This window comes from Variovorax sp. FW305-3-2-15-B-LB1 (assembly GCF_058787635.1).
Map to the genome: position 1 here is coordinate 1 of NZ_JBYSZY010000016.1, position 23,810 is coordinate 23,810.

At 67.4% G+C, this 23,810-nt stretch carries 22 protein-coding genes and 1 pseudogene; 8 read left to right on the plus strand and 15 right to left on the minus strand.

The window, feature by feature from the left end:
• Positions 1-149: 149 nt before the first annotated feature.
• Together AC3WQR_RS12470 and AC3WQR_RS12475 are read right to left on the minus strand one after the other, a co-directional pair.
• Complete coding sequence (locus tag AC3WQR_RS12470) at positions 150-863, minus strand: YebC/PmpR family DNA-binding transcriptional regulator (RefSeq protein ID WP_492742231.1); 714 nt, start codon at positions 861-863, stop codon at positions 150-152.
• Positions 864-959: 96 nt separating this feature from the next.
• Positions 960-1,916 (minus strand): DMT family transporter, encoded by a 957-nt coding sequence (locus tag AC3WQR_RS12475; protein WP_492742232.1) that lies wholly within the window; start codon positions 1,914-1,916, stop codon positions 960-962.
• A gap of 141 nt (positions 1,917-2,057) precedes the next feature.
• Here AC3WQR_RS12475 and AC3WQR_RS12480 point away from each other — a divergent pair, with 141 nt between their 5' ends.
• Positions 2,058-2,939: a LysR family transcriptional regulator gene (locus AC3WQR_RS12480; protein ID WP_492742308.1), complete on the plus strand. Its 882-nt coding sequence runs from the start codon at positions 2,058-2,060 to the stop codon at positions 2,937-2,939.
• Here the strand turns inward: AC3WQR_RS12480 and AC3WQR_RS12485 are convergent.
• Positions 2,917-3,651, minus strand: a complete 735-nt coding sequence (locus AC3WQR_RS12485; protein ID WP_492742233.1) for a hypothetical protein — start codon at positions 3,649-3,651, stop codon at positions 2,917-2,919. The genes AC3WQR_RS12480 and AC3WQR_RS12485 overlap by 23 nt on opposite strands.
• A gap of 1 nt (position 3,652) precedes the next feature.
• Entirely contained in the window at positions 3,653-4,750 is a 1,098-nt protein-coding gene (alr, locus tag AC3WQR_RS12490; protein WP_095743190.1) for an alanine racemase, read from the minus strand.
• Between the two features lie 171 nt (positions 4,751-4,921).
• Here alr and lplT point away from each other — a divergent pair, with 171 nt between their 5' ends.
• From lplT to AC3WQR_RS12505, 3 genes are read left to right on the plus strand one after another with little or no spacing between them, the layout of a single operon-like run.
• A complete protein-coding gene (gene lplT / locus AC3WQR_RS12495) occupies positions 4,922-6,226 on the plus strand; it encodes a lysophospholipid transporter LplT (RefSeq protein WP_062476894.1) in 1,305 nt (434 codons plus the stop codon).
• A 60-nt stretch (positions 6,227-6,286) separates the two neighbouring features.
• A complete protein-coding gene (locus AC3WQR_RS12500; RefSeq protein ID WP_492742234.1) occupies positions 6,287-7,177 on the plus strand; it encodes a DMT family transporter in 891 nt (296 codons plus the stop codon).
• Between the two features lie 12 nt (positions 7,178-7,189).
• Positions 7,190-7,678, plus strand: coding sequence for a glutathione peroxidase (locus tag AC3WQR_RS12505; RefSeq protein WP_139703432.1), 489 nt, complete (start codon positions 7,190-7,192; stop codon positions 7,676-7,678).
• 2 nt (positions 7,679-7,680) lie between these two features.
• Here the strand turns inward: AC3WQR_RS12505 and AC3WQR_RS12510 are convergent, their stop codons facing one another.
• The 10 genes from AC3WQR_RS12510 to AC3WQR_RS12555 all read right to left on the minus strand — a co-directional run bounded on the left by AC3WQR_RS12510 (position 7,681) and on the right by AC3WQR_RS12555 (position 18,840).
• Complete coding sequence (locus tag AC3WQR_RS12510) at positions 7,681-8,115, minus strand: carboxypeptidase regulatory-like domain-containing protein (RefSeq protein WP_492742235.1); 435 nt, start codon at positions 8,113-8,115, stop codon at positions 7,681-7,683.
• Positions 8,116-8,212: 97 nt separating this feature from the next.
• A complete protein-coding gene (glcF, locus tag AC3WQR_RS12515) occupies positions 8,213-9,451 on the minus strand; it encodes a glycolate oxidase subunit GlcF (RefSeq protein WP_492742236.1) in 1,239 nt (412 codons plus the stop codon).
• Between the two features lie 22 nt (positions 9,452-9,473).
• Positions 9,474-10,598 (minus strand): glycolate oxidase subunit GlcE, encoded by a 1,125-nt coding sequence (gene glcE, locus AC3WQR_RS12520; protein WP_492742237.1) that lies wholly within the window; start codon positions 10,596-10,598, stop codon positions 9,474-9,476.
• Between the two features lie 7 nt (positions 10,599-10,605).
• On the minus strand, positions 10,606-12,108 hold the full coding sequence (locus AC3WQR_RS12525) for an FAD-linked oxidase C-terminal domain-containing protein (RefSeq protein ID WP_159273475.1): 1,503 nt from the start codon (positions 12,106-12,108) through the stop codon (positions 10,606-10,608).
• 14 nt (positions 12,109-12,122) lie between these two features.
• Entirely contained in the window at positions 12,123-13,784 is a 1,662-nt protein-coding gene (locus AC3WQR_RS12530) for an L-lactate permease (protein ID WP_095949827.1), read from the minus strand.
• 115 nt (positions 13,785-13,899) lie between these two features.
• Entirely contained in the window at positions 13,900-14,787 is an 888-nt protein-coding gene (locus tag AC3WQR_RS12535) for a LysR substrate-binding domain-containing protein (protein WP_062482020.1), read from the minus strand.
• A gap of 182 nt (positions 14,788-14,969) precedes the next feature.
• Positions 14,970-15,899: an SMP-30/gluconolactonase/LRE family protein gene (locus tag AC3WQR_RS12540; protein ID WP_307589546.1), complete on the minus strand. Its 930-nt coding sequence runs from the start codon at positions 15,897-15,899 to the stop codon at positions 14,970-14,972.
• A 202-nt stretch (positions 15,900-16,101) separates the two neighbouring features.
• Positions 16,102-17,535 (minus strand): ammonium transporter, encoded by a 1,434-nt coding sequence (locus AC3WQR_RS12545; RefSeq protein ID WP_062482026.1) that lies wholly within the window; start codon positions 17,533-17,535, stop codon positions 16,102-16,104.
• A gap of 29 nt (positions 17,536-17,564) precedes the next feature.
• Complete coding sequence (gene glnK, locus AC3WQR_RS12550) at positions 17,565-17,903, minus strand: P-II family nitrogen regulator (protein ID WP_056583732.1); 339 nt, start codon at positions 17,901-17,903, stop codon at positions 17,565-17,567.
• A gap of 70 nt (positions 17,904-17,973) precedes the next feature.
• Positions 17,974-18,840, minus strand: coding sequence for a TorF family putative porin (locus AC3WQR_RS12555; RefSeq protein ID WP_492742238.1), 867 nt, complete (start codon positions 18,838-18,840; stop codon positions 17,974-17,976).
• A gap of 217 nt (positions 18,841-19,057) precedes the next feature.
• Between AC3WQR_RS12555 and AC3WQR_RS12560 the strand changes: the two are divergent.
• Positions 19,058-19,936: pseudogene (locus AC3WQR_RS12560) on the plus strand (YifB family Mg chelatase-like AAA ATPase); the annotation flags it as partial.
• 213 nt (positions 19,937-20,149) lie between these two features.
• On the opposite strand, the gene AC3WQR_RS12565 reads toward AC3WQR_RS12560, so the two are convergent.
• Positions 20,150-21,343 (minus strand): hypothetical protein, encoded by a 1,194-nt coding sequence (locus AC3WQR_RS12565; RefSeq protein ID WP_492742239.1) that lies wholly within the window; start codon positions 21,341-21,343, stop codon positions 20,150-20,152.
• Positions 21,344-21,405: 62 nt separating this feature from the next.
• Here AC3WQR_RS12565 and AC3WQR_RS12570 point away from each other — a divergent pair, with 62 nt between their 5' ends.
• The 3 genes from AC3WQR_RS12570 (at position 21,406) to AC3WQR_RS12580 (ending at position 23,798) form a co-directional block, all read left to right on the plus strand.
• The gene (locus AC3WQR_RS12570; RefSeq protein ID WP_492742240.1) at positions 21,406-22,119 is read left to right on the plus strand and encodes an NYN domain-containing protein; all 714 of its coding nucleotides are present in this window, start codon (positions 21,406-21,408) and stop codon (positions 22,117-22,119) included.
• Between the two features lie 160 nt (positions 22,120-22,279).
• A complete protein-coding gene (locus AC3WQR_RS12575; protein ID WP_492742241.1) occupies positions 22,280-23,047 on the plus strand; it encodes a DUF1889 family protein in 768 nt (255 codons plus the stop codon).
• A gap of 28 nt (positions 23,048-23,075) precedes the next feature.
• Positions 23,076-23,798 carry a DUF8453 domain-containing protein gene (locus AC3WQR_RS12580; RefSeq protein WP_492742242.1) on the plus strand — a complete coding sequence of 241 codons (723 nt, stop codon included), beginning with the start codon at positions 23,076-23,078 and terminating at the stop codon, positions 23,796-23,798.
• Positions 23,799-23,810 lie beyond the last annotated feature (12 nt).

The following is a 23,810-nucleotide window of genomic DNA, read 5'->3' on the forward strand; positions in this document are numbered from 1 at the left end:
GGTGTGCGGCCGATCAACAGCCGCACTGCCCAACGCTCACGTCGATGGGGTGCCTTGCGCAGCGAAATCAAGGAGGAGGCCGCAGGCCGGAGGACATTCGCGGAGCAAGGCTCCCCGTCGGCGGGAGCGTCGCCCTGAATGTCAGGCGCTCAACCCGCCAACCCGACGTACACGTTCTGCACGTCGTCATTCGCATCGATCACGGCAAGAAACGCCTCGACCTCTTCCAGGTCAGCCGCACTCAGGCTCGCCGGATCGACCGGGTTCTTCGGCCGATAGCCCAGCTTGGCCGACAGCACGGTGAAGCCCTGGGCCGGCAGTGCGCGGCTCACCAGGTCGAGGTCGGCGGGCTCGGTCAGGAACAGGGTGGTGCCGTCTTCGGCGCCCGGCTCGAAGTCCTGCGCGCCGGCTTCGATGGCGGCCACTTCGGCGTCGGCGTCCTTGCTGGCGGGCTCGGCTTCGATCATGCCGAGGTGGTCGAAGTCCCAGGAGACCGAGCCGGAGGTGCCGAGCTGGCCCTTGCGGAACAGCACGCGCATTTCAGGCGCGGTGCGGTTCACGTTGTCGGTCAGGCACTCGACCATCACGGCCACGCGGTGCGGGGCGAAGCCCTCGTACATGACGTGGTCGAAGTGCACCGCCTCGCCCGTGAGGCCGGCGCCCTTCTTGATGGCGCGGTCGAGCGTGTCCTTCGGCATCGAGACCTTGCGGGCCTGCTCGACGACCAGCCGCAGCCGTGCGTTCGAGGCCGGGTCGGGGCCGTTGCGCGCGGCGATCATGATTTCCTTGGCCAGCTTGCCGAACAACCGGCCCTTGGCATTCGCGGCCACGTCCTTGTGCTTGGCTTTCCATTGCGCGCCCATGTCTGCATTCCTTGGTGTTGTGGGGGGCGGCGAAACGCCGCAGCCCCCGAGGATGCCACGAGCCGGGGGCCGCGCCCAGCCGGCCCCCTTCCGCCGTCAGGGGCGCCCCGTCTGCCCGCCCTCCTCCGGCGCGAGGCTCACCCACAGGGCCGCGCCCACGATCAGCAGGCCGCCGGCCCAGCCCCAGGCGCCGATGCGCTCGCCCAGCCCGAGCGCCGCGATGGCCGCGCCGAACACCGGTTCGCTGCCCATGAGCAGCGACACCCGGCTCGGGCTGCTGCGCGAGGCGGCGTGGTTCTGCGCGAAAAAGGCGAACACGGTGCACAGCAGCACGAGATACGCCATGCCCCACCAGAAGCCGACCGTGGCGGGTGGCAGGTGCCAGGCGCGCCCGCCCGACGCGGCCAGCAGCGACAGCGCCGCCGCGCCCAGCGCCATCACGCCGGACTGCACGGCCGTCAGCGTGAGCGCCGGCAGGTTGTGGCGGGCGGCCAGGCGGCGCGTGAGGCACACCATGACGGCGCGCAGGAAGGCGGCGGCGAGCATGAGCGCATCGCCCCACCCCATCGACAGGTCGGCAAGCGAGGGCGCCGAGAGCAGGGCCGCGCCCACGGCCGAGAGCCCGGCCGCCCAGAACACGCGCCGCGCGGGCCGCCGGCCCAGCAGCCACCACTCGACGAAGGGCGTGATCGCCACGCACAGGCTGATGAGGAAAGCGGCGTTGCTCGCCAGGGTCAGCGAGACGCCGAAGGTCTCGCACAGGAAGATGGCGAGCAGGTTGGCGCCCAGCAGGCCGCCCACGGCGAGCCCCTGGCGCCACTGCGGGTCACGCCACAGCGGCCGCAGCGCCGGCAGCAGCACGAGAAAGGTGAGGCCGAAGCGCAGCGCGACGAATTCGAGCACGGGCAGCTGCTGCGTCGCCTGCTTGGCCACGGCATAGCTGCCGCCCCAGACCGCCGCCACGAGCAGCAGCATGAGTTCGGCCGGGCCGAAGCCGGCCGTCCACGACCCGCGCCCCGCCGGGACCGCACCTTGCAACGCCTTTGAATCCATACTGTCTGCCCGCGGCCCGGGGCGCCTGAAAGAAGAAGAGAAGGCGCATTGTTCCGGGCGGCACCAGGGCCGCACAGCCGTCGGCCGGAACAGGACTCTTGCGTGGTCGGAACGAATTCATTTCTCAAGGTGCTGCCCGAGATGGTCACCTTCGTGCGGGTCGCCGAACGGGGCAGCTTCTCGGCCGCCGCCGACCTGCTGGGCATCACGCCCTCGGCCGCGAGCCGGCAGGTGAAGCGGCTCGAACAGGAGATCGGCGTGCAGCTGCTGCAGCGCACCACGCGCCAGCTGCGGCTCACGGAGCCCGGTGCCGAGGCTTTTGCACGCTGCCGCGAGCTGGTGGCGGCGGCGCAGGGCGCGATGGACATCGGCGCGCAGTTCGCGCGCACGCCCACCGGCCGGGTGCGCCTGAGTGCGCCGAAGGCCTTTGCGCGGCGCGTGCTGCACCCCCACCTGCTCGACTTCCTGCGCGCCTATCCGGAAGTGGACGTGCAGCTGATCGTGGCCGACCGCGACATCGACCCGATCCGCGAAGGCGTCGACCTCGTGGTGCGGCTGACCACGGCGCCGCCCGAGGGGCTGGTGGCGCGGCAGCTGATGGCGGTCGAGCACATCCTGTGCGCCACGCCGGCCTACCTGGCGCGCCACGGCGCCATCGCGCACCCGCACGACCTGCGCGCGCACAGCTGCCTGTCGCTGGGCGAGCACGAGCGCGACAACCACTGGCGCTTTCGAAAGGACGGTGAAGACGAGGTCGAGGTGGTGGTGGACGGCCGCTACGTCTGCAACCACAGCGAGATGCGGCTCGATGGCGCGCTCGCGGACCTGGGCGTGGCCTGCGTGCCGGCCTTCACGGCGCGCGAGGCGCTGGACGACGGCCGCGTGGTGCGCGTGCTGCCCGACTGGGCGCTGCAGGGCGCCTACCAGGGGCACGCGTGGCTGATGTACCCGCCCAGCCGCTACCTGCCGCCCAAGTGCCGGGTGCTGGTCGAGCACCTGCTCAGCGCGGTGCCTTCCCCGTGAGCACGCGCACGGCTTCGGGCAGCGAGTGGACCTGCGGCATGAAGTGGTCGATGAGCGCGCCCAGCGCCACCGCGCAGACCACGGCCCCCAGCAGCGGCTTCCAGGTGAGCCGCACCGCCGCCATGAGCCAGCCTTCGCGCGCCACGCGCACCGCGGCGCGGGCCGACACGTAGGAAAAGGCGACCTCGATCGCCACGGCCAACAGCGCGTCCCAGCTGAAGTACAGCAGCACCAGCGAGCCCGCGCCGAGCACGACGGCCACGCACAGCAGGAAGATGGCGAGCACCGGCACGACGATGATCGCGCCTTCGTCGGCGCTGCCCGCGGCGTCGAGCGCGCCGCTGGCCACGTCGGAGAGTGCGCTGCCGCCGTCGGCGGCGTCGGGCGCGCATCCATGATCGCTGGAGCCGTCGGCACCCAGGTCCGCATCGGGCGCCTCGAACTCGGTGCGCCGCTCCACCAGCCGCTGCGCCCACCAGCGCAGCACGCACAGGTACCCGACATAGCCCACGCCGAGCGTGACGAGGTAGCGCGCGGCCAGCGACTCGACGTGCAGCAGGTGCATCTGCAGCGCCGAGACGCCCCACATCAGCAGCAGCGTGAAAGTGCCGATCAGCAGGCCGTGCGTGCGCAGGCTGTGATCGCGGTGCAGGTCGCGTTCGACCTGCGTTTCCCACAGGCGCACGGAGCGCCAGTTGGAAAGAACCTTCACGTCATTCGTCGGCGGGTGCGAAGGGCACCCGCGGCGCGACCGCGCACATGAGTTCGTAGCCGACGGTGCCGGCGGCCTGCGCCACCTCGTCGATCGGCAGCACCGCGCCGGTCAGGGCCGAGCGGCCCCACAGCGTGACCTCGGCGCCGAAGGCGGCGTCGGGCACGGGCGTGAGGTCGACGGTGATCATGTCCATGCTCACGCGGCCCACCATGCGGGTGCGCACGCCGTTCACCAGCACCGGCGTGCCGGTGTCGCAGTGGCGCGGGTAGCCGTCGGCATAGCCGACCGCCGCGATGCCGATGGTGAGCGGGCCGTCGGCCGCAAAGCGCGAGCCGTAGCCGATGGTGTCGCCGGCCTTCAGCGTCTGCACCGAGATGAGCCGGGTCGACAGCGTCATGGTCGGCTGCAGCTGCCAGTGCGCCGCGTCGTGTTCGGGGAAGTCGGGGGCGCTGCCGTACAGCACGATGCCGGGGCGCACCCAGTCGCCGCGCGTGCGCGGCGCATGGCGCAGCGTGGCCGCGCTGTTGGCGATGGAGCGCTCGCCGGGCAGGTCGCGCGTGGCGCGCTCGAACACCTCGAGCTGGTGCTCGATGCCGCGCGGGCCGTCGGCGTCGCTGAAGTGCGTCATGAGCGAGATCTCGTCGACCTGCGGGAGCGCATTGAGGCGCGTCCAGGCCGAGCCGAAGCGCTCGGGCGAGAAGCCCAGGCGGTTCATGCCGGAGTTCATCTTCAGGAACACGCGCTGCGGCTTGAGGGTCTTGTGGGCCGCGAGCATGTCGATCTGCTCGTCGCAGTGCACCGAATGCCACAGGTCCAGGCGCGAGCACAGCTCCAGGTCGCGCGCGTCGAACACGCCTTCGAGCAGCAGCACCGGGCCGCGCCAGCCCAGCGCGCGCACGCGCTCGGCCTCGGCCAGATCGAGCAGCGCAAAGCCGTCGGCGCCGCGCAGGCCTTCGAAGACACGCTCGATGCCGTGCCCGTAGGCGTTGGCCTTGACCACGGCCCAGACACGGGCGTCGACGGCCGAGCGGCGGGCGCGGTCGAGGTTGTGGCGCAGGGCGGCGGTGTGGACGGTGGCGAGGATGGGGCGCGGCATGGCGGATGTTGGGGTGGTTTCAGACCACGTTTTAGCATCTTCGGGAATGGGGTCGAATCCCGTGGGGATGCCTGAATTCGCGTCGTACCCCCATGCTATAACCGCCCATTCGCGCCTGACGCGACACTTTTTCACTACCGCCAGCAGACCCTCTGGCCAGCCAGCCCATCGATGAAGCGCGGTTTTTACACGATCATGTCGGCCCAGTTCTTTTCGTCGCTGGCCGACCAAGCGCTTTTCGTCGTTGCCGTCGATCTCATGCGAAGTTCGGGCGCCCCCGAATGGCAGCGGGCCGCCCTGGTGCCGATCTTCGCGGTCTTCTATGTGGTGCTGGCCCCGCTGGTGGGCGCCTTTGCCGACGCGCTGCCCAAGGGCAAGGTGATGTTCATCAGCAACGCGATCAAGGTCGTGGGCTGCCTGATGATGCTGTTCGGCTCGCACCCGCTGCTGTCGTATTCCATCGTGGGCCTGGGCGCCGCGGCCTACTCGCCGGCCAAGTACGGCATCCTCACCGAGTTGCTGCCGTCGTCGCAGCTGGTCAAGGCCAACGGCTGGATCGAAGGGCTGACCATCGCCTCGATCCTGCTGGGCATCGTGCTCGGCGGCATGCTGGTGGGCCATGCGGTGTCCAGCCAGCTGCTGCTCATCGACCTGCCGTTCATCGACACCGGCATCGACTCGCCGGCCGAAGCCGCCATTGCGGTGCTGATCTTCGTCTACGTGCTCGCGGCCTGGTTCAACACCCGCATCCCGCACACCGGCGTCGAGATGCGCCCGCTGCGCTCCAATCCCGAGCAGAGCATGGTGCGCAACCTGGCCGGCCTGCTGCCCGACTTCTGGCATTGCAACGCCCGCCTGTGGCGCGACCGGCTGGGCCAGATCTCGCTGGCGACCACCACGCTGTTCTGGGGCGCGGGCGGCAACCTCAAGTACATCGTGCTGGCCTGGGCCGCCGTGGCGCTCGAATACAACACCACCCAGGCCTCGGCGCTGACCGGCGTGGTCACCATCGGCACCGCGGTGGGCGCCATCGTGGCCTCGATGTACATGCGGCTGGACATGGCCACGCGCGTGATCCCCATGGGCATCGCGATGGGCCTGATGGTGATCTGCATGAACTTCATCGGCAACGTCTGGCTGGCGGTGCCGTTCCTGATCATCCTGGGCGGCCTGGGCGGCTTCCTGGTGGTGCCGATGAACGCGCTGCTGCAGCACCGCGGCCACAACCTGATGGGCGCGGGCCGCTCCATCGCCGTGCAGAACTTCAACGAGCAGGCCTGCATCCTTCTGCTGGGCGGCTTCTACAGCGTGTGCACGGGCCTGGGCCTGTCGGCCTACGGCGCGATCAGCGCCTTCGGCCTCGTGGTGGCCGGCTGCATGTGGATCATCAAGCGCTGGCACGAGAACAACCTCAAGAAGTATCCTGAGGAAGTCGAGCACCTCCTCGCGATCGCCCGCAGCGACAAGCACCACTGATTTCGCGCGACCGCGTTGGTGCAATGGCCGGCGCGCCGAGCGCCCCCACTCCAACGCCCCATGCCCGCCCTCGCCCTGATGTTCAACGCCTTCGTGTGGGGCGTGTCCTGGATTCCGTTCCGCCAGATCGCCAGCCACGGCCTGCATCCACTGTGGACCACCTGCCTGATCTACCTCGTCATCGCCACGGCGATGGGCCTCGTGCGCCGGCACGCCTGGAAGGCCTTCGCCACGTTCCCGATGCTGGTGGCGCTGGGCCTGGCGGCGGGCTTCACCAACGTGGGCTTCAACTGGGCCGTCACGCAGGGCGACGTGGTGCGCGTGGTGCTGCTGTTCTACCTGATGCCGCTGTGGAGCGTGCTGCTGGCCTGGCTGCTGCTGGGCGAGCGGCCCACGGGCGGCGCGCTGATGCGCGTGGCGCTGGCGCTCACCGGCGTGGTGGTGGTGCTGAAGGCGCCGGGCACCGACTGGCCGGTGCCCTCGAGCCTGCCCGACTGGCTGGGCGTGGCGGCGGGCTTCGGCTTTGCCGTGACCAACATCGTGCTGCGTCACCTGCGGCATGCGCCGGGCGAGTCGCGCGCGCTGGCCATGTTCTGGGGCTGCACGGTGGTGGCGGGCGTCGGCGCGGTGAGCGGCACCGCGTTCGGCGGCATCGATTCACCGCTGCTCGCCTCGCCGGGCTGGCTGGGCTGGGCCGCGCTGCTGGGCACGGGCTTCATCGTCGCCAACGTGTGCCTGCAGTACGGCGCGCCCAAGCTGGCGGCCAGCGCGACCTCCGTGATCATGCTGTCGGAAGTGCTGTTCGCCAGCGTCTCGTCGGTGGCGCTGGGCGCGTCCACCATGAACTCGCGCATCCTCGTCGGTGGCGCGCTGATCGTGCTGGGCGCGGTGTGGTCGGCGTTTGCGCGAACCCCGCCCGCGCGCGATGATGGCGTTTCCGCGTCCACCTGAGGAGCTCTCTCCATGACCAGCGTCTACGACTTCCAGGCCACCCGCATCGACGGCAAGCCGGTGAAGCTCTCGACCTTCCGCGGCAAGGTGCTGCTGATCGTCAACACGGCGAGCAATTGCGGCTTCACGCCGCAGTTCGAAGGCCTGGAAGCGCTGCACGAAAAGTACGCCGACCAGGGCCTCGCGGTGCTGGGCTTTCCCTCCAACCAGTTCGGCGGGCAGGACCCGGGAACCAACGAGGAAATCGGCGCCTTCTGCATGACCAACTACGGCGTGAGCTTCCCGATGATGGAGAAGATCGACGTCAACGGCAGCAACGCGCTGCCGCTGTACCAGTGGCTCACCAAGGAAAAGCCGGGCCTGCTGGGCAGCACGGCCATCAAGTGGAACTTCACCAAGTTCCTGGTCGGGCGCGACGGCGCGGTGCTCAAGCGCTATGCGCCGCTGGACACGCCGGCCTCGCTCACGCGCGACATCGAGGCGGCGCTGGCCGCCGGCTGAGTTCAGAAGCGGAAATCGGCGCTCTTCGGCGCGCCGCCGACCGTCACGGTCTGGCTCTTGGTTTCACCTGTCGAGGTGCTCACGTCGATCACGTAGCGCCCCGCCGGCACGTCGATGAGGCACACCGGGCCGGTGGCGGTGAAGGCCATGGCGGCGGACGAGTTCGCGTCGCCGCCCTTGATCGCGACGTTCAGGTTGGCCAGGTACGCCCCGTCGGCGCGCGCGAACAGCAGCGACAGCGGGTGGTTCTTCATGGCGGCGCGCATGGCGTTCGACTCGTCGGAGCCGATGCCCCCGCACACATAGCGCGTGGTGCCGATGCCCTGCCAGGGCGGCAGGGCCGAGGGCGGCTGCTGTGCCTGCGCGGCCAAGGTGCCTGCGATGCAGGCAGCGGCCAGCAATGCGCGGCGCAGCGGAAAAGCAGAAACGAAAGACATGGCACGAACTCCTTGCAGCGTCTTCGGTTCGCCATGATGCGCCCCGATGCGCGGTGCGCACGTCGGACGGCAACGTACCCTGCCGTGCGCGCGCGCCCTACCCTGCGGGCGTCTGCAGCGCCGCGTCGAGCAGCTCGACCCAGTGCCGCACGGGCGTGTCGCCGCTGCCGCTTTGCAGGTGCGTGATGCAGCCGATGTTGGCCGAGGCGATGGTGGTGGGCTGCAGCTGCTTCAGGTGGCCGAGCTTGCGGTCGCGCAGCGGGTAGGCCAGCTCGGGCTGCAGCACCGAATACGTACCGGCCGAGCCGCAGCACAGGTGCGATTCATTCATCGCCACGCGCACGTCGAAGCCGAGCGCGCGCAGGTGCGTCTCGACGCCGCCGCGCAGCTTCTGGCCGTGCTGCAGCGTGCAGGGCGGGTGGTAGGCGACCACGCCTTCGGGTGCGCGCACACGGCCCTGCAGCGCGGGCACGAGCTCGGGCAGCAGCTCGCTCAGGTCGCGCGTGAGGGCGCTGATGCGCGCGGCCTTGGCGGCATAGGCCGCGTCGTGCTGCAGCAGGTGGCCGTACTCGCGCACGGTGACGCCGCAGCCCGAGGCGTTCATGACGATCGCCTCGACCTCGTTGCCTTCGACGAAAGGCCACCATGCGTCGATGTTGGCGCGCATCTGCGCCTTGCCGCCGTCCTGGTCGTTGAGGTGGAACTTCACGGCGCCGCAGCAGCCCGCCTTGGGCGCAATCACCGCTTGAATACCGGCGGCGTCGAGCACGCGCGCGGTGGCGCTGTTGATGTTCGGCGCCATCGACGGCTGCACGCAGCCCGCGAGCATCAGCACCTTGCGCGCATGCGTGGCGGTGGGCCAGCGGCCGGCGTCCTGCTTGGCGGGCACCTTGGCCTTCAGTGCTTCGGGCAGCAGCCCGCGCACGGATTGGCCGAGCTTCATCGCGGGGCTGAACAGCGGCGACGGCAGCGCCTCCTTCAGCAGCCAGCGCGTGGCCGACTCCACGGCGGGGCGCGGCACTTTCTCGTCGACGATCTTGCGGCCGATGTCGACCAGGTTCCCGTACTGCACGCCGCTCGGGCAGGTGCTCTCGCAATTGCGGCAGGTGAGGCAGCGATCGAGGTGCAGCTGCGTGCTGCGCGTGGGCGCGTGGCCTTCGAGCACCTGCTTGATGAGGTAGATGCGCCCGCGCGGGCCGTCGAGCTCGTCGCCGAGCAGCTGGTAGGTCGGGCAGGTGGCGGTGCAGAAGCCGCAATGCACGCACTTGCGCAGGATGGCTTCGGCTTCGCGGCCCGCGTCGGTGTCGCGGAATTCGGGGGCTAGTTCGGTTTGCATCGCGGGGGTGTCGTTTCTTTTCTTATTGGTCGCCTGCGAAGAGCCGGCCGCGGTCGAAGACCCCGTGCGGGTCGAACTCCTGCATCAGCGCGCGATGGATGCGTGCCACTGGCGCGCTCAGTGCGCCGAAGCGCGGCACCTGGCAGTCCGCCGCTTGCGCCGCGGGCACACGGAACAGCGTGGCGTGGCCGCCCGCTGCCTGCGCGGCCTCGCGCAAGCGCGCAGCCTGCGCGGGCGGCGCGAGGTACCAGCGCTGCCCGCCGTGCCACTCGACCAGCGGCGCGGCGCAGCCGTCGATGGCGATCACCGGCGCGGTCTGCGGCACCGACAGCCGCCACAGCGCCAACGCACCGTCGGCGTCGAGTGCGAACCAAGGCATGCGCTGGTCGCGCAGCGCGGCCCAGCCGGCGGCCGCGCGCACCGGGTCCTGGCGTTCGCCGCCGAGTTGCGCGCAGGCCGCTTCGACGGCCGCCACGGCGCCGCGCAGCCGCAGGCGCAGCACGCCCGCGCCGGGCGCGTGTTCGAACCAGCTGCTCGCGTTCAGCGGCAGCGGGCGCCCGCCCCACTCGTTGAGCAGGCGCAGCGCATCGGCCTGGCTGCAGGCGAAGGCGAGCGTGGCCTCGGCGGGCGCCACGGGCAGCACCTTGAGGCTCACTTCGGCGATCACGCCCAGCGTGCCGAGCGAACCGGCCAGCACGCGCGAGACGTCGTAGCCCGCGACGTTCTTCATCACCTGGCCGCCGAAGCTCAGCACCTCGGCGCGGCCGTTGATGAGCGTGGTGCCGAGCACGTAGTCGCGCACCGCACCCACGCTGGCGCGCGACGGGCCGCTGAGGCCGGCAGCGACCATGCCGCCGACGGTTCCGCCGGCATCGAAGCACGGCGGCTCGAACGGCAGGCACTGGCCTTGTTCAGCGAGTGCGGCCTCGAGCTCGGCCAGTGGCGTGCCGGCGCGCACGGTGACGACCAGCTCGCTCGGCTCGTAGCTCGTGATGCCGGCGAGCGCGCGCATGTCGAGCAACTCGCCGCGCGGTGGCTGGCCATAAAAATCCTTGGTGCCACCGCCGCGCAGGCGCAGCGATGTGGCATCGGCCGCGGCGGCGCGCACGCGCTCGACGACCTGCTGGAGGGCGGTATCCGTGTTCATGAAGCTCTCAGAATCTCGGCAGGTCGGGATGCGCCAGCCGGCCGCCGCGCACCACTTCCTTGCCGTACTCGGCGCAGCGCTGCAGCGTGGGAATCACCTTGCCGGGGTTGAGCAGCCCGGCGGGGTCGAAGGCGCGCTTGATGCCGAACATCTGCTCGTTCTCGGCCGCGGTGAACTGCACGCACATGCTGTTGAGCTTTTCGACACCCACGCCGTGCTCGCCCGAGACGGTGCCGCCCATGGCGACGCTGGTCTCGAGGATGTCGGCGCCGAACAGCTCGCAGCGGTGCAGCTCGTCGGGGTCGTTGGCGTCGAACAGCACCAGCGGGTGCAGGTTGCCGTCGCCCGCGTGGAACACGTTGCAGCAGCGCAGGTTGTATTTCTTCTCCATCTCCTGGATCGCCAGCAGGATGTCGGCGAGCCGCTTGCGCGGGATGGTGGAGTCCAGGCACATGTAGTCGGGACTGATGCGGCCCGACGCCGGGAAGGCGTTCTTGCGGCCGCTCCAGAATTTCATGCGCTCGTCTTCGCTGGTGCTCACGGCGATGGCGGTGGCGCCGCAGCCGCGCAGCACCTCGGTCATGCGGCCGATCTCTTCTTCCACTTCTTCCGGCGTGCCGTCCGATTCGCACAGCAGGATGGCGGCGGCGTCGAGGTCGTAGCCGGCGTGCACGAAGTCTTCGACGGCAGCGGTCATGGGCTTGTCCATCATCTCCAGGCCGGCCGGAATGATGCCCGCCGCGATCACCGCCGCGACCGCGTCGCCGGCTTTGCGCACGTCGTCGAAGCTGGCCATGATGCAGCGCGCCAGCTGCGGCTTGGGCACGAGCTTGACCGTGACCTCGGTGGTCACGGCCAGCATGCCTTCGCTGCCGATGGCCAGCGCAAGCAGGTCGAGCCCCGGCGCATCGAGCGCCTCGCCGCCGAATTCGATCGCTTCGCCCTCGGCCGTGAAGCCGCGCACGCGCAGCACGTTGTGCAGCGTGAGGCCGTACTTCAGGCAGTGCACGCCGCCCGAGTTCTCGGCCACGTTGCCGCCGATGGTGCAGGCGATCTGGCTCGACGGGTCGGGCGCGTAGTAGAGGTTGAAGGGCGCGGCGGCCTCGCTGATCGCGAGGTTGCGCACGCCGCACTGCACGACGGCCGTGCGGCTCACGGGGTCGACCTTCAGGATGCGGTTGAACTTGGCGAGCGACAGCGTCACGCCCAGCGCGTGCGGCATGGCGCCGCCCGAGAGTCCGGTGCCGGCGCCGCGCGCCACCACGGGCACGGCCAGCGCATGGCAGGCGCGCAGCACGGCGGCCACCTGCGCCTCGGTCTCGGGCAGGGCCACCACCAGCGGGCGCTGGCGGTAGGCCGTGAGGCCGTCGCACTCGTAGGGCGTGGTGTCCTCGGCGTGCCAGATGAGCGCATGCGCGGGCAGGTGCGCCTGCAGCGCCCGCACCACCTGCGCCTGGCGCTCCGCCTTCGACAGCTGTGCGTGCTGGTCGGTCGTGACGGGAGCATTCATGGCGGGAACAACTTTCAGCGGACGACCATCAGGGTGAATGGCCACACATAGGCCTGCAGCGTCACGTACAGGCCGACCAGCGAGGCCAGCGCGATCGAGTGGAAGAACACGTAGCGCAGGATGTCGCCTTCGTGATTGAACCACCGCGTGGCGGTGGAGGCCACCACGATCGACTGGGCGTCGATCATCTTACCCATCACGCCGCCCGAGCTGTTGGCCGCGCCCATGAGGTTGGGCGCCAGGCCCAGCTGCTCGGCCGCGACCTTCTGCATGCCGCCGAACAGCACGTTCGAGGCGGTGTCGGAGCCGGTCATGGCCACGCCGATCCAGCCCATGAGCGTGCCGAAGAAGGGATAGAACACGCCGGTGTTGGCGAACGCCAGGCCCAGCGTGGTGTCGGTGCCCGAGTAGCGCGTGAGCGTGCCCAGCGCGAGCATCAGCACGATGGTCATGAGCGAGTAGCGCACCATCCAGAGCGTGCGCACGAAGGTGCGCACGATCTCGACCGGGTTGTACTTCATGAACAGCGCGCTCACGATCGCCGACAAGAGGATGCCAGTGCCCGTGGCCGACAGCAGGTTCAGCACGTACACCGCGCCTTCCTTGGTGGGCGCGGTGACCACCGGCGGCATCTTCTCGATCAGGTTGTGCAGCCCGCCCATCGGGAACGAGGGCGCGAAGACGCCGTTGAGCGCGGTCTTCACCGAGGGCAAGCCCCAGATGAACACGAACACCGAGAGGATCACCCAGGGCATCCACGCGCGCACCAGCGCCTCGCGGCTGTGCACGACGATGGCCGCCGGCGGCTTGGCCTCGTGCGCGCTCACGTCCTTGCCGCGCAGCGAGGGCGAGCGCCACACGTTCTTGGGCTGCCACACGCGCAGGAACAGCACCAGGCTGGCCATCGACACGATGGCCGCGATGATGTCGACCAGTTCGGGGCCGATGAAGTTCGACACCAGGTACTGCGGCACCGCGAACGACACCCCGGTGACCAGGATGGCGGGCCACACTTCCATCATCGCCTTGCGTCCGGCGAAGGCCCAGACCAGCCAGAACGGCACCAGCAGCGAGAAGAACGGCAGCTGCCGGCCGATCATCGCGGTGACTTCCATCAGGTCGTAGCCGTGCACCTTGGCCAGCGTGATCACCGGCGTGCCGAGCGCGCCGAAAGCGACCGGCGCGGTGTTGGCGATCAGCGAGAGGCCCGAGGCGGCCAGCGGCGAGAAGCCCAGGCCGATCAGGATGCCGGCCGTGACCGCCACCGGCGTGCCGAAGCCCGCCGCGCCCTCGAAGAAGGCGCCGAAGCAGAAGGCGATCAGCAGCAGCTGGATGCGGCGGTCTTCGGTGATGCCCGAGAGCGAGTCCTGCAGCACCTTGAAGCTGCCGTTCTGTTCGGCCAGCTGCTGCAGGAAGATGATGTTCAGCACGATCCAGCCGATCGGCAGCAGGCCCGTGAAGCCGCCGAACAGCGCGGCGCGCCCGGCCATCTCGGCCGGCATGCCGTAGGCGAACACGGCGACGGCCAGGGCCGCCAGCAGGCCGAGGCCGGCGGCGATGTGGGCCTTGATGTGGAAGAAGCCGAGGCACGCAAGCATCACCACCACCGGGATCGCGGCGAGCGCGGTGGAAATGATCATGTTGCCGAACGGGTCGTAGATCTGCTGCCAGGTCATGCGTTGTCTCCGGGGAGGCTGTTGTTGTGCCCCGCACTCTAGGGAGATGCGCACCGTCCGGATTGAAGGTTTTTTGCCCGGACCTTGATAAAAATTTGTCGGGCAGACCTGTCGGTCAGTGCAGCGTCTGAACGATCCAGTCGACGAAGGCCGCGCACTCCCAGCGCTCCAGCGTGCCCGGCTGCCAGCAGATGTAGTGGCGGTGCGGCGAGGGCACGGGCCGTTCCGACAGCGCCACCAGCCGGCCCGATTCGAACCAGGCGGCGCCCAGCTTCTGTCGCACCAGCGCCACGCCGAAGCCGCTGGCGGCCGCGTCGTAGACCAGGCCCAGGTCGTTGAACTGCGCGCCCAGGTGCGGCTCGGGCTGGTCGATGCCGCAGCTCGCGAACCAGGTGCCCCAGGGCTCGAGCGGGCTGCGGATCAGCCGCGCGCTGGCGATCTCGGCCGCGGTGCGAAAGCCGTCGAAGGGCCCGAACTCGTTGAGGTAGCTCGGGCTGCAGGCGGGCACCACGTCCTCGGCGATGAGCAGGCGGTGCTCGCAGTCGGCGTACGCGCCGATGCCGTAGCGCACCTGCAGGTCGGTCTGCTCGGCCGTGACGTCGAGCAGCGGGATCGACACGTGCAGCGCCAGCTCGATGTCGGGGTAGATGTTGCGAAAGAGCTCCAGCCGCGGCATCAGGAATTGGCGGCTGAAGGTGGGCGTGACCGCCACGCTCAGGCGCGGTGCGCGCAGCGCCGCGTCACGGCTGCCGGGCGTGGCCTGCTGCAGCGCGGCCAGGCCGACGCGCACGTTCGCCAGGTAGGCCGCGCCGTCGGCCGTGAGGCTGAAGTCGCTGCGCCCGAAGAGCTTGAAGCCCACGTGCGCCTCGAGCTGGCGGATGCGGTGGCTCACGGCGCTGGCCGTCACGCACAGCTCGTCGGCCGCGCGGCCCGCATGCCGCAGGCGCGCAACGGCCTCGAAGGTCAGCAGGCATTGGATCGGGGGGATGTGGTGCAGGGCCATCCGCGGGGCAGCCGGAGAGCTCAGAAGGCGTGAATGAATCCGGCGTGGCCGAGCAGCCCGCCCAGGCGCGCCCCATCAAGGCGCAAAGCGCAGCCATAGCTCGGGCTATGGCGAGCATTTGCAACGCCGAGGGGGCGTGTCTGGGCGGGATGAGCGGACATGGCGGGTTCGTTCACGCCTTCTTAGTCTTCGAAGAAATTCACCGGCAGACCCGGCGTGTCGACGCGCATCGAGAGCACGGTGCCCGAGGCCGGGCGCTGCACCAGCTCGTCGGCCGGGCGGCCCTTGCGCCCGCTGGTGACGAACAGCGTGCGCAGGTCGTCGCCGCCGAAGCAGGGCATGGTCGGGCACTGCACGGGCACCGCGATGGCGGCCACGCGCTCGCCCGTGGGCGCAAAGCGCAGCAGCTGCGCGCCTTCGAACATCGCGACCCAGTAGTGGCCGGCGGCGTCGACGGTGGCGCCGTCGGGTCGGCCGTCGTAGTGCGTGGGCGTGCTGGGTACCCAGCCCGCGGGCTTGGGGTCGAACTGCTGGAACACGCGCGCGTGCGAGAGCGTGTTGGCCTCGGCGTCCCAGTCCCAGGCGCGCACCACGTGCGCGGCGGTGTCGGCCCAGTACAGGGTGCGGTTGTCGGGCGAGAACGCCAGGCCGTTGGCGGTGGTGACGTGTTCCAGCATCGAGGTGATGGTGGGCGAGACGTCGCCCGGGCGTGCGTCGAAACAGTAGAGCGCGGCGTTGGCGCGGTCCTTGGCCTCGTTGAGCGAGCCGGCCCAGAAGCGGCCGAGCGCGTCGCACTTGCCGTCGTTGAAGCGCATGGTGCGCACGTCGTGCTCCGCGCGCGCCATCGCGACGAGGCTGCCGCCCCACTCGCGGGCCCGGTAGATGCCGTCGCGCAGCGCGATCACGAGGCCGCCACTGCGTGCCGGCGCCATGCAGCCGGGCTCGGTGGGCAAGGCCCATCGCTCGACCGTGGCCGTGGGCGAGCCGATCTCGCCGCGCGTGCGCAGCACGGCGCGGCCCGGGATGTCGAGCCAGTAGAGCGCGCGTTCGTGCGGATGCCAGAACGGTGATTCACCCAGCTCGCAGAGGCTGTCTTCGATGGAGGTCCACATGGTGGGGCGATTGTGCCCCCGGCCACGCGGGCCGCGGGCAAAAAAAAGCCCGCTGACGCCGAAGCGCTCGCGGGCTGAACATCCAAAGGAGACTCGCCTGAAAAAACCGGGAGTGGTTGTTCTTCTTTGTATCGAAAAGGGTGGTGGTCTTTGAAGCGCGGGGGCCGGCGCCGTGCCGGACCACCCGCTGTCTGTGTGCGAATCAGCGGTTGTAAGCCGTTTCGCCGTGGGAGGAGATGTCGAGGCCTTCGCGCTCTTCTTCTTCCGACACACGCAGGCCCAGGGTCAGGTCGGCGATCTTGTAGGCGATGAACGCGACCACGCCGGACCACACGATGGTGAACAGCACGCTCTTGACCTGGATCCAGACCTGCGCGCCCATCGAGAAGGTGTCGGGGGTCAGGCCGCCGGTGCCGCCCAGGCCCTTGGCAGCGAACACGCCGGTCAGGATGGCACCCAGGATGCCGCCCACGCCGTGCACGCCGAACACGTCGAACGCGTCGTCCGCGCCGAGCATGCGCTTGAGACCGCCCACGCCCCACAGGCAGACCAGGCCGGCCAGCAGGCCCATCACGATCGAGCCCATCGGGCCGACGAAACCGGCGGCGGGCGTGACGGCCACGAGGCCGGCCACGGCACCGGATGCAGCGCCCAGCATCGAGGCCTTGCCCTTGTGCAGGCTCTCACCCAGGATCCACGACAGGGCCGCGGCGGCGGTGGCGAGCACCGTGTTCACGAAGGCCAGGCCGGCGGCGGCGTTGGCCGCACCTGCCGAGCCGGCGTTGAAGCCGAACCAGCCGACCCACAGCAGCGAGGCGCCGACCATGGTGAGCGTGAGCGAATGCGGCGTGAAGGCTTCCTTGCCGTAGCCCACGCGCTTGCCGACCATGTAGGCACCGACCAGGCCGGCGATACCGGCGTTGATGTGCACCACGGTGCCGCCGGCGAAGTCGAGCGCGCCGTCCTTGCCCAGCAGGCCGCCGCCCCACACGATGTGGGCCATGGGCACGTAGCTGAAGGTGAACCAGATCACCGAGAACAGCAGCACGGCCGAGAACTTGGCGCGTTCTGCAAAAGCGCCGACGATCAGCGCCACGGTGATGGCCGCGAAGGTGCCCTGGAAGGCGAAGAACACGTATTCGGGGATCGTGGTCAGCGCGCCGAAGGTCTCCTGCGTGATGCCCTTCATGAAGATCTTGTCGAAGCTTCCGAAGAAGTTGCCGTCGCCCGTGAAGGCCAGGCTGTAGCCGTAGATGGCCCACAGCAGGCTGATGAGCGAGAAGATCACGAAGACCTGCATCAGCACCGACAGCATGTTCTTGGAACGGCCCAGGCCGCCGTAGAACAGCGCCAGGCCGGGAATGGTCATCAGGATCACGAGCAGGGTCGAGGTGAGCATCCAGGCGGTGTCGCCGGAGTCGACCTTGGGCGCGGGGGCGGCGGCCGGTGCGGCGGGCGCAGCTTCGGCAGCAGCGGGTGCCGCAGCCGCTGCAGGCGCGGGCGCAGCCGCGGCAGGTGCAGCAGGTGCCGATGCAGCCGGTGCCTCAGGGGTGGCGGCGGGTGCCTGGGCCAGCGCCGAAGTACCGGCGGCGAAGACGCTCAAACCGAGCGCAAGAGAGACAAGAAGTTTTTTCATAGTCGTTGTTCTTTCGGGCCAGGACTCGATCAGAGGGCTTCGCGGCCCGTTTCGCCGGTGCGGATGCGCACGACCTGTTCGAGGTTGTAGACAAAGATCTTGCCGTCGCCGATCTTCCCGGTGCGCGCGGCGCCTTCCACCGCCTCGATCACGCGATCGACCAGCTCGTCGGAGATGGCCGCCTCGATCTTCACCTTGGGCAGGAAGTCGACCACGTACTCGGCGCCGCGGTACAGCTCGGTGTGGCCCTTCTGGCGACCGAAGCCCTTCACTTCCGTGACGGTGATGCCCTGCACGCCGATGGCCGAGAGCGCTTCGCGCACCTCGTCGAGCTTGAACGGTTTGATGATGGCTGTGACCAGCTTCATGATGAGTTGCTCCTTCTGGATGGATGAAAGGCGGCGCGGCAACGTGGGCCGCGCCTGGTTGTTGTGTCGATTACAGCGTCTTCGTCAGCGTGAGGATGAAGCGTGCCTTGTTGGGCGAGTAGTAGGTGGTGCCGAAGGTGCCGAAGTCGGGGATCTCGATGCCCGGGTAGGCCACGACCTGGTAGTTGGCCTTCTTGTTGGCGCCCTGCACCGAGCCCGTGAGCGTCAGGCCGCTGCCGAAGTCGTAGGTGGCGCCGATGTTGTAGTCCACGTAGCTCTTGTAGCCCAGGCTGCGGATGTCGCTGGACATGTTGGTGAAGCCGACGGCGGCCTTGAGCGTGACCTTGGGCACGATCTCCTTGCTGTAGGCCAGGTTCAGGTAGCCGGTGTTGCGGCCCTTCAGGCCCGAGCCCGTCTTGGCGCCGGCGTAGCCGAAGTAGTCCTTGGACACCGTGTGCGAGTACTTGGCCGTGAACGCGCCGAAGCTGTCGTTGGCGTAGGTGGCGCCCACGTACAGCTCGGTGGTGTTGCCCACCGAGTTGCCCGGGTAGATGTAGGTGAGCGCACCGACGTCCATGTCGACCGGGCCGGCCTTGAACTTGTAGCCGCCGTACAGGTCGCTCTCGATGCTGTTGCCCTTGAGCCAGTTGACGCTGGAGTTCCAGTTGCCGACGTAGAAGCCGCTGTCGCCGAAGGCGTAGTCGAAGCCGCCCTGGATGGCGGGCTTGAAGCCCTTGGTCTTGGCGTAGTCGTTCTTGCCGATCATGTCCTGGTCCTGGCCGCGGAACTTGTAGTTCGTGGTCAGCGAGACATTGCCCGTGAGCAGGGGCGCGGGCGCCGGTGCGGCGGCGTCGGCGGCCTGGGCCATGGCGGCGCCCGAGGCGGTCAGTGCAGTGGCCAGAACGATCAACGCCTGGGCGGCGGTACGGTGCGTCATCAGGGAACTCCTCGCAAGTGTGTTGTTGGACCTGAGCACCCTCAAAGCAGGGAGCGTGCCAAACTGCACGAATACCGCCCCGGCCAGAGGGCGCAGGTGTCCGGCGATGAGCGCCAAATCGTTACAAGCCCTGTTTCCGGCAGTTGCACACGCTTGCACGCTGCACGGTCCTGGGCTTGCACGTCGCAGGCGCACCAACTTGGGGAGAGGGAGAAAAATGAGTCTGTCTTTGGTGCAAAGCCGCGCCTTGCTCGGCCTGGAGGCCGCCGCCGTCACGGTCGAGGTGCATCTGGCGAACGGCCTGCCGAGCTTCACGCTGGTCGGGCTGGCCGAGACCGAGGTCAAGGAAGCACGCGAACGCGTGCGCTCGGCGATCCAGAACGCCGGGCTCGAATTTCCGACCAACAAGAAGATCGTGGTCAACCTCGCCCCGGCCGACCTGCCGAAGGATTCGGGCCGCTTCGACCTGCCCATTGCCCTGGGCATCCTCGCGGCCAGCGGGCAGATCGAGAACGCGCGCCTCGCCGGCCACGAGTTCGCCGGCGAGCTGTCGCTGTCGGGCGAACTGCGCCCCGTGCGCGGCGCGCTCGCGATGGCCGTGGCCACCTACACCCAGGGCACGGCCGTGCGGCTGGTGCTGCCCCTGGACAGCGCCCAGGAGGCCGCGCTGGTGCCGGGCGCGCAGGTGTACGGCGCCAAGCACCTGCTCGACGTGGTGCGCCAGTTCGTCGCCAGCGGCGGCGGGCCCGTCAATGCAACCGACGACGGCTGGACCCGCGTGCGCGCCGCGCCCGGCGACGGCGCCCCGCGCTATGCCGACCTGGCCGACGTCAAGGGCCACACCGGCGCCAAGCGCGCGCTCGAGATCGCCGCGGCCGGCGGCCACAGCCTGCTGATGGTGGGCGAGCCGGGCTCGGGCAAGTCGATGCTGGCGCACCGCTTCGCCGGCCTGCTGCCGCCGATGAACGTGGACGAAGCGCTGGAAAGCGCGGCCATCGCCAGCCTCGACGGCCGGCTGGCGCCCGAGCGCTGGATGAGCCGCCCGACGGCCACGCCGCACCACACGGCGAGCGCGGTGGCGCTGGTGGGCGGCGGCTGGTCCGTGTTTCGCTATTTGAGAAAACTTCCGGCTATTTGAGAATTTCGAGCTATTTGAGAAAACCTATGCCGAGAAGTGAGCAAACGCTGCCGTGCAGCTTGCCGAAGCTATTGGCTTCCCTGGTTTGGACAAAGCTTCGCTGAAACACGAATGGAAGGAGACCCTCGGCTCCTTCGCGGCCTAACGATTGCCGTCTCGAGATCCACGCCCTTAGCCCGCAGAAGGGTCAGCGCCAGCAATGATGGATTGCAGCGGGCGCTTCATCGGATCCATGTCATCGGCAACGTCCAGCGCAACTCGCACCCATTCGTCGAACCGAGCATTGCCTTCAGGTCCCAGTTCGGGATGGGCAGCCATCGCATTGACCATCTCCCGGATATCAAGCGCCATCCTTCGTTGTCTGCCCAGGTCGATGATGTGTTCCCGCAGCTTCCGTCGCTGGGCCGCGATCTCTTCCAGGCGCTTGGCTTCTCTGGCGCGCTCTGCGGCTTCACGCTCCCTTTCCATCTCGATACGACGCTTGAGCCGCTGTTCGTACACATACTGAGCGAAGTGCCGCATGGAAAGCTCAGCGCGTCTGAGCAAGCCTTCGATGATTGCCGGCAACTGGCTCTCCAGTTTCTCGCCCGGCTTGTCCATCCATTCAAGTGCGCCGAGCCCACTCGAATCGGTTGCGACCCTAAGCGTCGTTGCATCAACTCTCTTGGAGTTCTGCGATCTTCTTCGCTCGTTTTGCTCCTCGGGTTCGACGATCAGAAGCTCCATCCTTCCGCGCCCGAACCGGAGATTCATCTTCAGGAAATGCAGGGTACCGACTCCCTGGATCCATTCATCGTGGGTGAGGACGTCCTGCTCGGTCAACACGGGTGTGAGCGCACGGGCGATGCTGTTGAAGATTCTCAGTTGACGTTGGTGCTGCAGCCCGTCGTAGTAAGGCTTGTCAAAGGAAGAGACCCACTCACGCTCCTGGACCTTTTGCCGGCGCCTGGCTTCGGCCTCGAGCACGCGCCTGAGCGCGCCATGAGGGCTCGACAGATCTCGACATGCGACCACCTTGCCGATGATCTTCAATGCCGCGGCCACTTGCTCTTCGACTTCCTCTGCAAACGCCGGGGCAGCAATCGGTTTGCTCAGGTCTTCATCCGCTGGCCAGTTGTAATAGCGCTGCTCGCCAAACGATAGTTCGACCGGGTGGCCTGGCAGACGGATGGGAAGCGAGGGCCGTCGCCCCGCCTTGCCGACAGCTTTTCTGGCCCAATAGCCTGGCGGCGGTCCAGGAATGTGAGACCGAGTGCAGAGCTTGCCTATGGCCACGTCAGATATGCCCAGCTCTTTGGCGAGTGATGAGCGTGGACGAGTCCAGACAAGGTCGTAGAGCTCGGTGCGGGTCAAAGTCTTCGTCATGGCTATGTTTCAATAACTAGGCGGCTCGATCTGCGACACGATGTTCCAACAGGAGGAAGGCCTTGGCAAATACCGATTCCACGCGTCTTGCAGTTCTGATCGACGCGGACAACGCATCGTCTTCCGTTGTCCAGGAACTGCTGGAGGAAGTCGCGAAGTACGGCACGGCTACGGTGAAGCGTGCATACGGCGACTGGACGACCACCAACCTGACCGGCTGGAAGGCGCATCTGCATCGCCATGCAATCCAGCCCATCCAGCAGTTTGCTTATACGCAGGGCAAGAACTCCACGGACTCCGCCTTCATCATTGATGCGATGGACCTGCTGTACGCCGGCAATGTGGACGGCTTCTGCATCGTTTCGAGCGACAGCGATTTCACCCGACTGGCGACGCGCATGCGCGAAGCGGGCAAGGTCGTCTATGGCCTTGGAGAGCGAAAAACGCCCGAACCATTCATCGCTGCTTGCGACAAGTTTGTTTTCTTCGAAGTCCTCAAGAAGCCGGTCGAGACAGCTGTCGCGCAACCGGTACTCGCCGACGTCCCAGACCTGAAGGAGCTGCTGTTACACGCAATTCGCGAGACTGCGCGCGACAGCGGCTGGACTCGCTTGGCGACGGTGGGCTCCTATATCGGCAAGAACCACACCTCATTCGACTCTCGAAACTACGGCTTCAAGAAGCTCAGCGAGCTTGTCAGAAAACAGGCCTACCTCGAAGTGGCAGACGTGCGGGACGCCACTGGGTTTGTGCATGTCGAAGTTCGGCCCAAATAGCGGCCGAGATCTCGTAGACCTCGACGCACTGACCACTTGGAAAATCACCATCACGGAAGTTGCGCCGGCTCATCAAAATGCCGAAACAAAGAAGTTTGCCGCGCTCAGAGGAGCACGCATTCCCGCCAATGCAAACTAGCCCTTCAAAGGATTTCAGCCAATGACAGCGACACGAGTTCTGGTGCCAAGTGACGAAATAGACGCGAACACACTCGCGGTCGTCTTGAGCTATGTGCAGAAAATTTGCCACGAACAGACCGCCGCCGTCGAGGAAGTCATCCTGCTTGTTCCGGTCAAGCAAACTATCAGGCACACTGGACTGGCATCCGCGCTGGGCGAAACAATCTCGAAAAAACTGCACGACGGTCAGGCTGTCTCTCTGCCGTTTGGCATCTCGATGCGACTGGAGACAGTGAAGACACTGCGCTGGCTCACGAAGAGGTGCGTGGTCATATGCGCCTACGCCGACAAAAAAATGCTTGATCAGATAGACGCGGAGTCCAAGCTTGCAGGCGTTGTCGCAATCCCCTATGCGCCAGGCGTCCTTGACCAATGGCAGAAGGCCTGGTCAGCACATGTCCATGGGCTGACCCAGCAACCAGTCGCTCAACAGCTCATTGCGGACCCAGTTGTCGAGCAAGCTTTCCTCGGTCTAACCAGCACCATCAATATCTCAAGATCGGTCCTTCATCCGAGCGACAAGGAACATGTCGAACGAATCCTGAGAATTCTGCGAATCAAGAAGCACACCTTCAATACCGAGGACCTGCGGGCTTGGGCTGTACGCCATCAATGGCACCCCGATACGGCCGATGAATTTGCAGCACTCGCCACGAGAATTTCGAACTTGAAAGCGAAACCCAAGCTGGAGCGTGCTGAAGATGGAGAGCGCCTCTATCAGCGCTGGGTAGAAAAAGCCTCGGAGTAGATGGCAGATAGATCAAAGGGAGAGAGCCTTGGAGCAATTGCCTTGGTGGTTCAATAGCACGGTTGCCATCTCTGGTGCGATCGGCACCCTTGTGACGGCAGTCGCTACCTTCTTCTTGTGGCGAGTCACCAAGACGTTGGCCACGGAAACTACGCGAATGGCAGAGGCGGCGGGACAGCCGCACGTGGTTGCAACCCTCATACCAAATCGTTGGTCAATGCGGCACTTTGACCTGCATGTAGACAACACGGGGAACGCGACTGCATACGACATCAGGATTGCCTTTGATCCACCTCTTGAGAATGGCGAGGCTCGAAGCGAGGAGCTTGGCATACCGCTTCAGAAGATCAGCGTTCTGAAGCCTGGACAAGGTTTGCACAGCTATCTTTCCGAGTACGAAAAACTCAAAGGAAAAGTCTACCGTGTTGCCATCAGCTGGCGCCGTGATCCGTCTAGCGAGAAACGGCAAGACAACATCTATACCCTGAGCATGGCCGACAACGATGGCCTCACCCGACTCGGTGACGAGCCGCTGGTTCAGATCGCAAAGCACATCAAGAAGCTCGATGAAAGCTGGAGTCCGGTCGCAAAAGGCTCGAAGCGAACCAAGGTCGACGTATACAGCGCAATAGACAGATTGCGTGAGCGGCGCGAAGTGAACAGGCAACGGCGTCAATGGGTGCAGCAGCAGAAGAGTTCGCAAGATGGCCCAGCAACCCAAACATCGACTGATGTTCCACCAGGGCAATAGCGCACGGCAGTG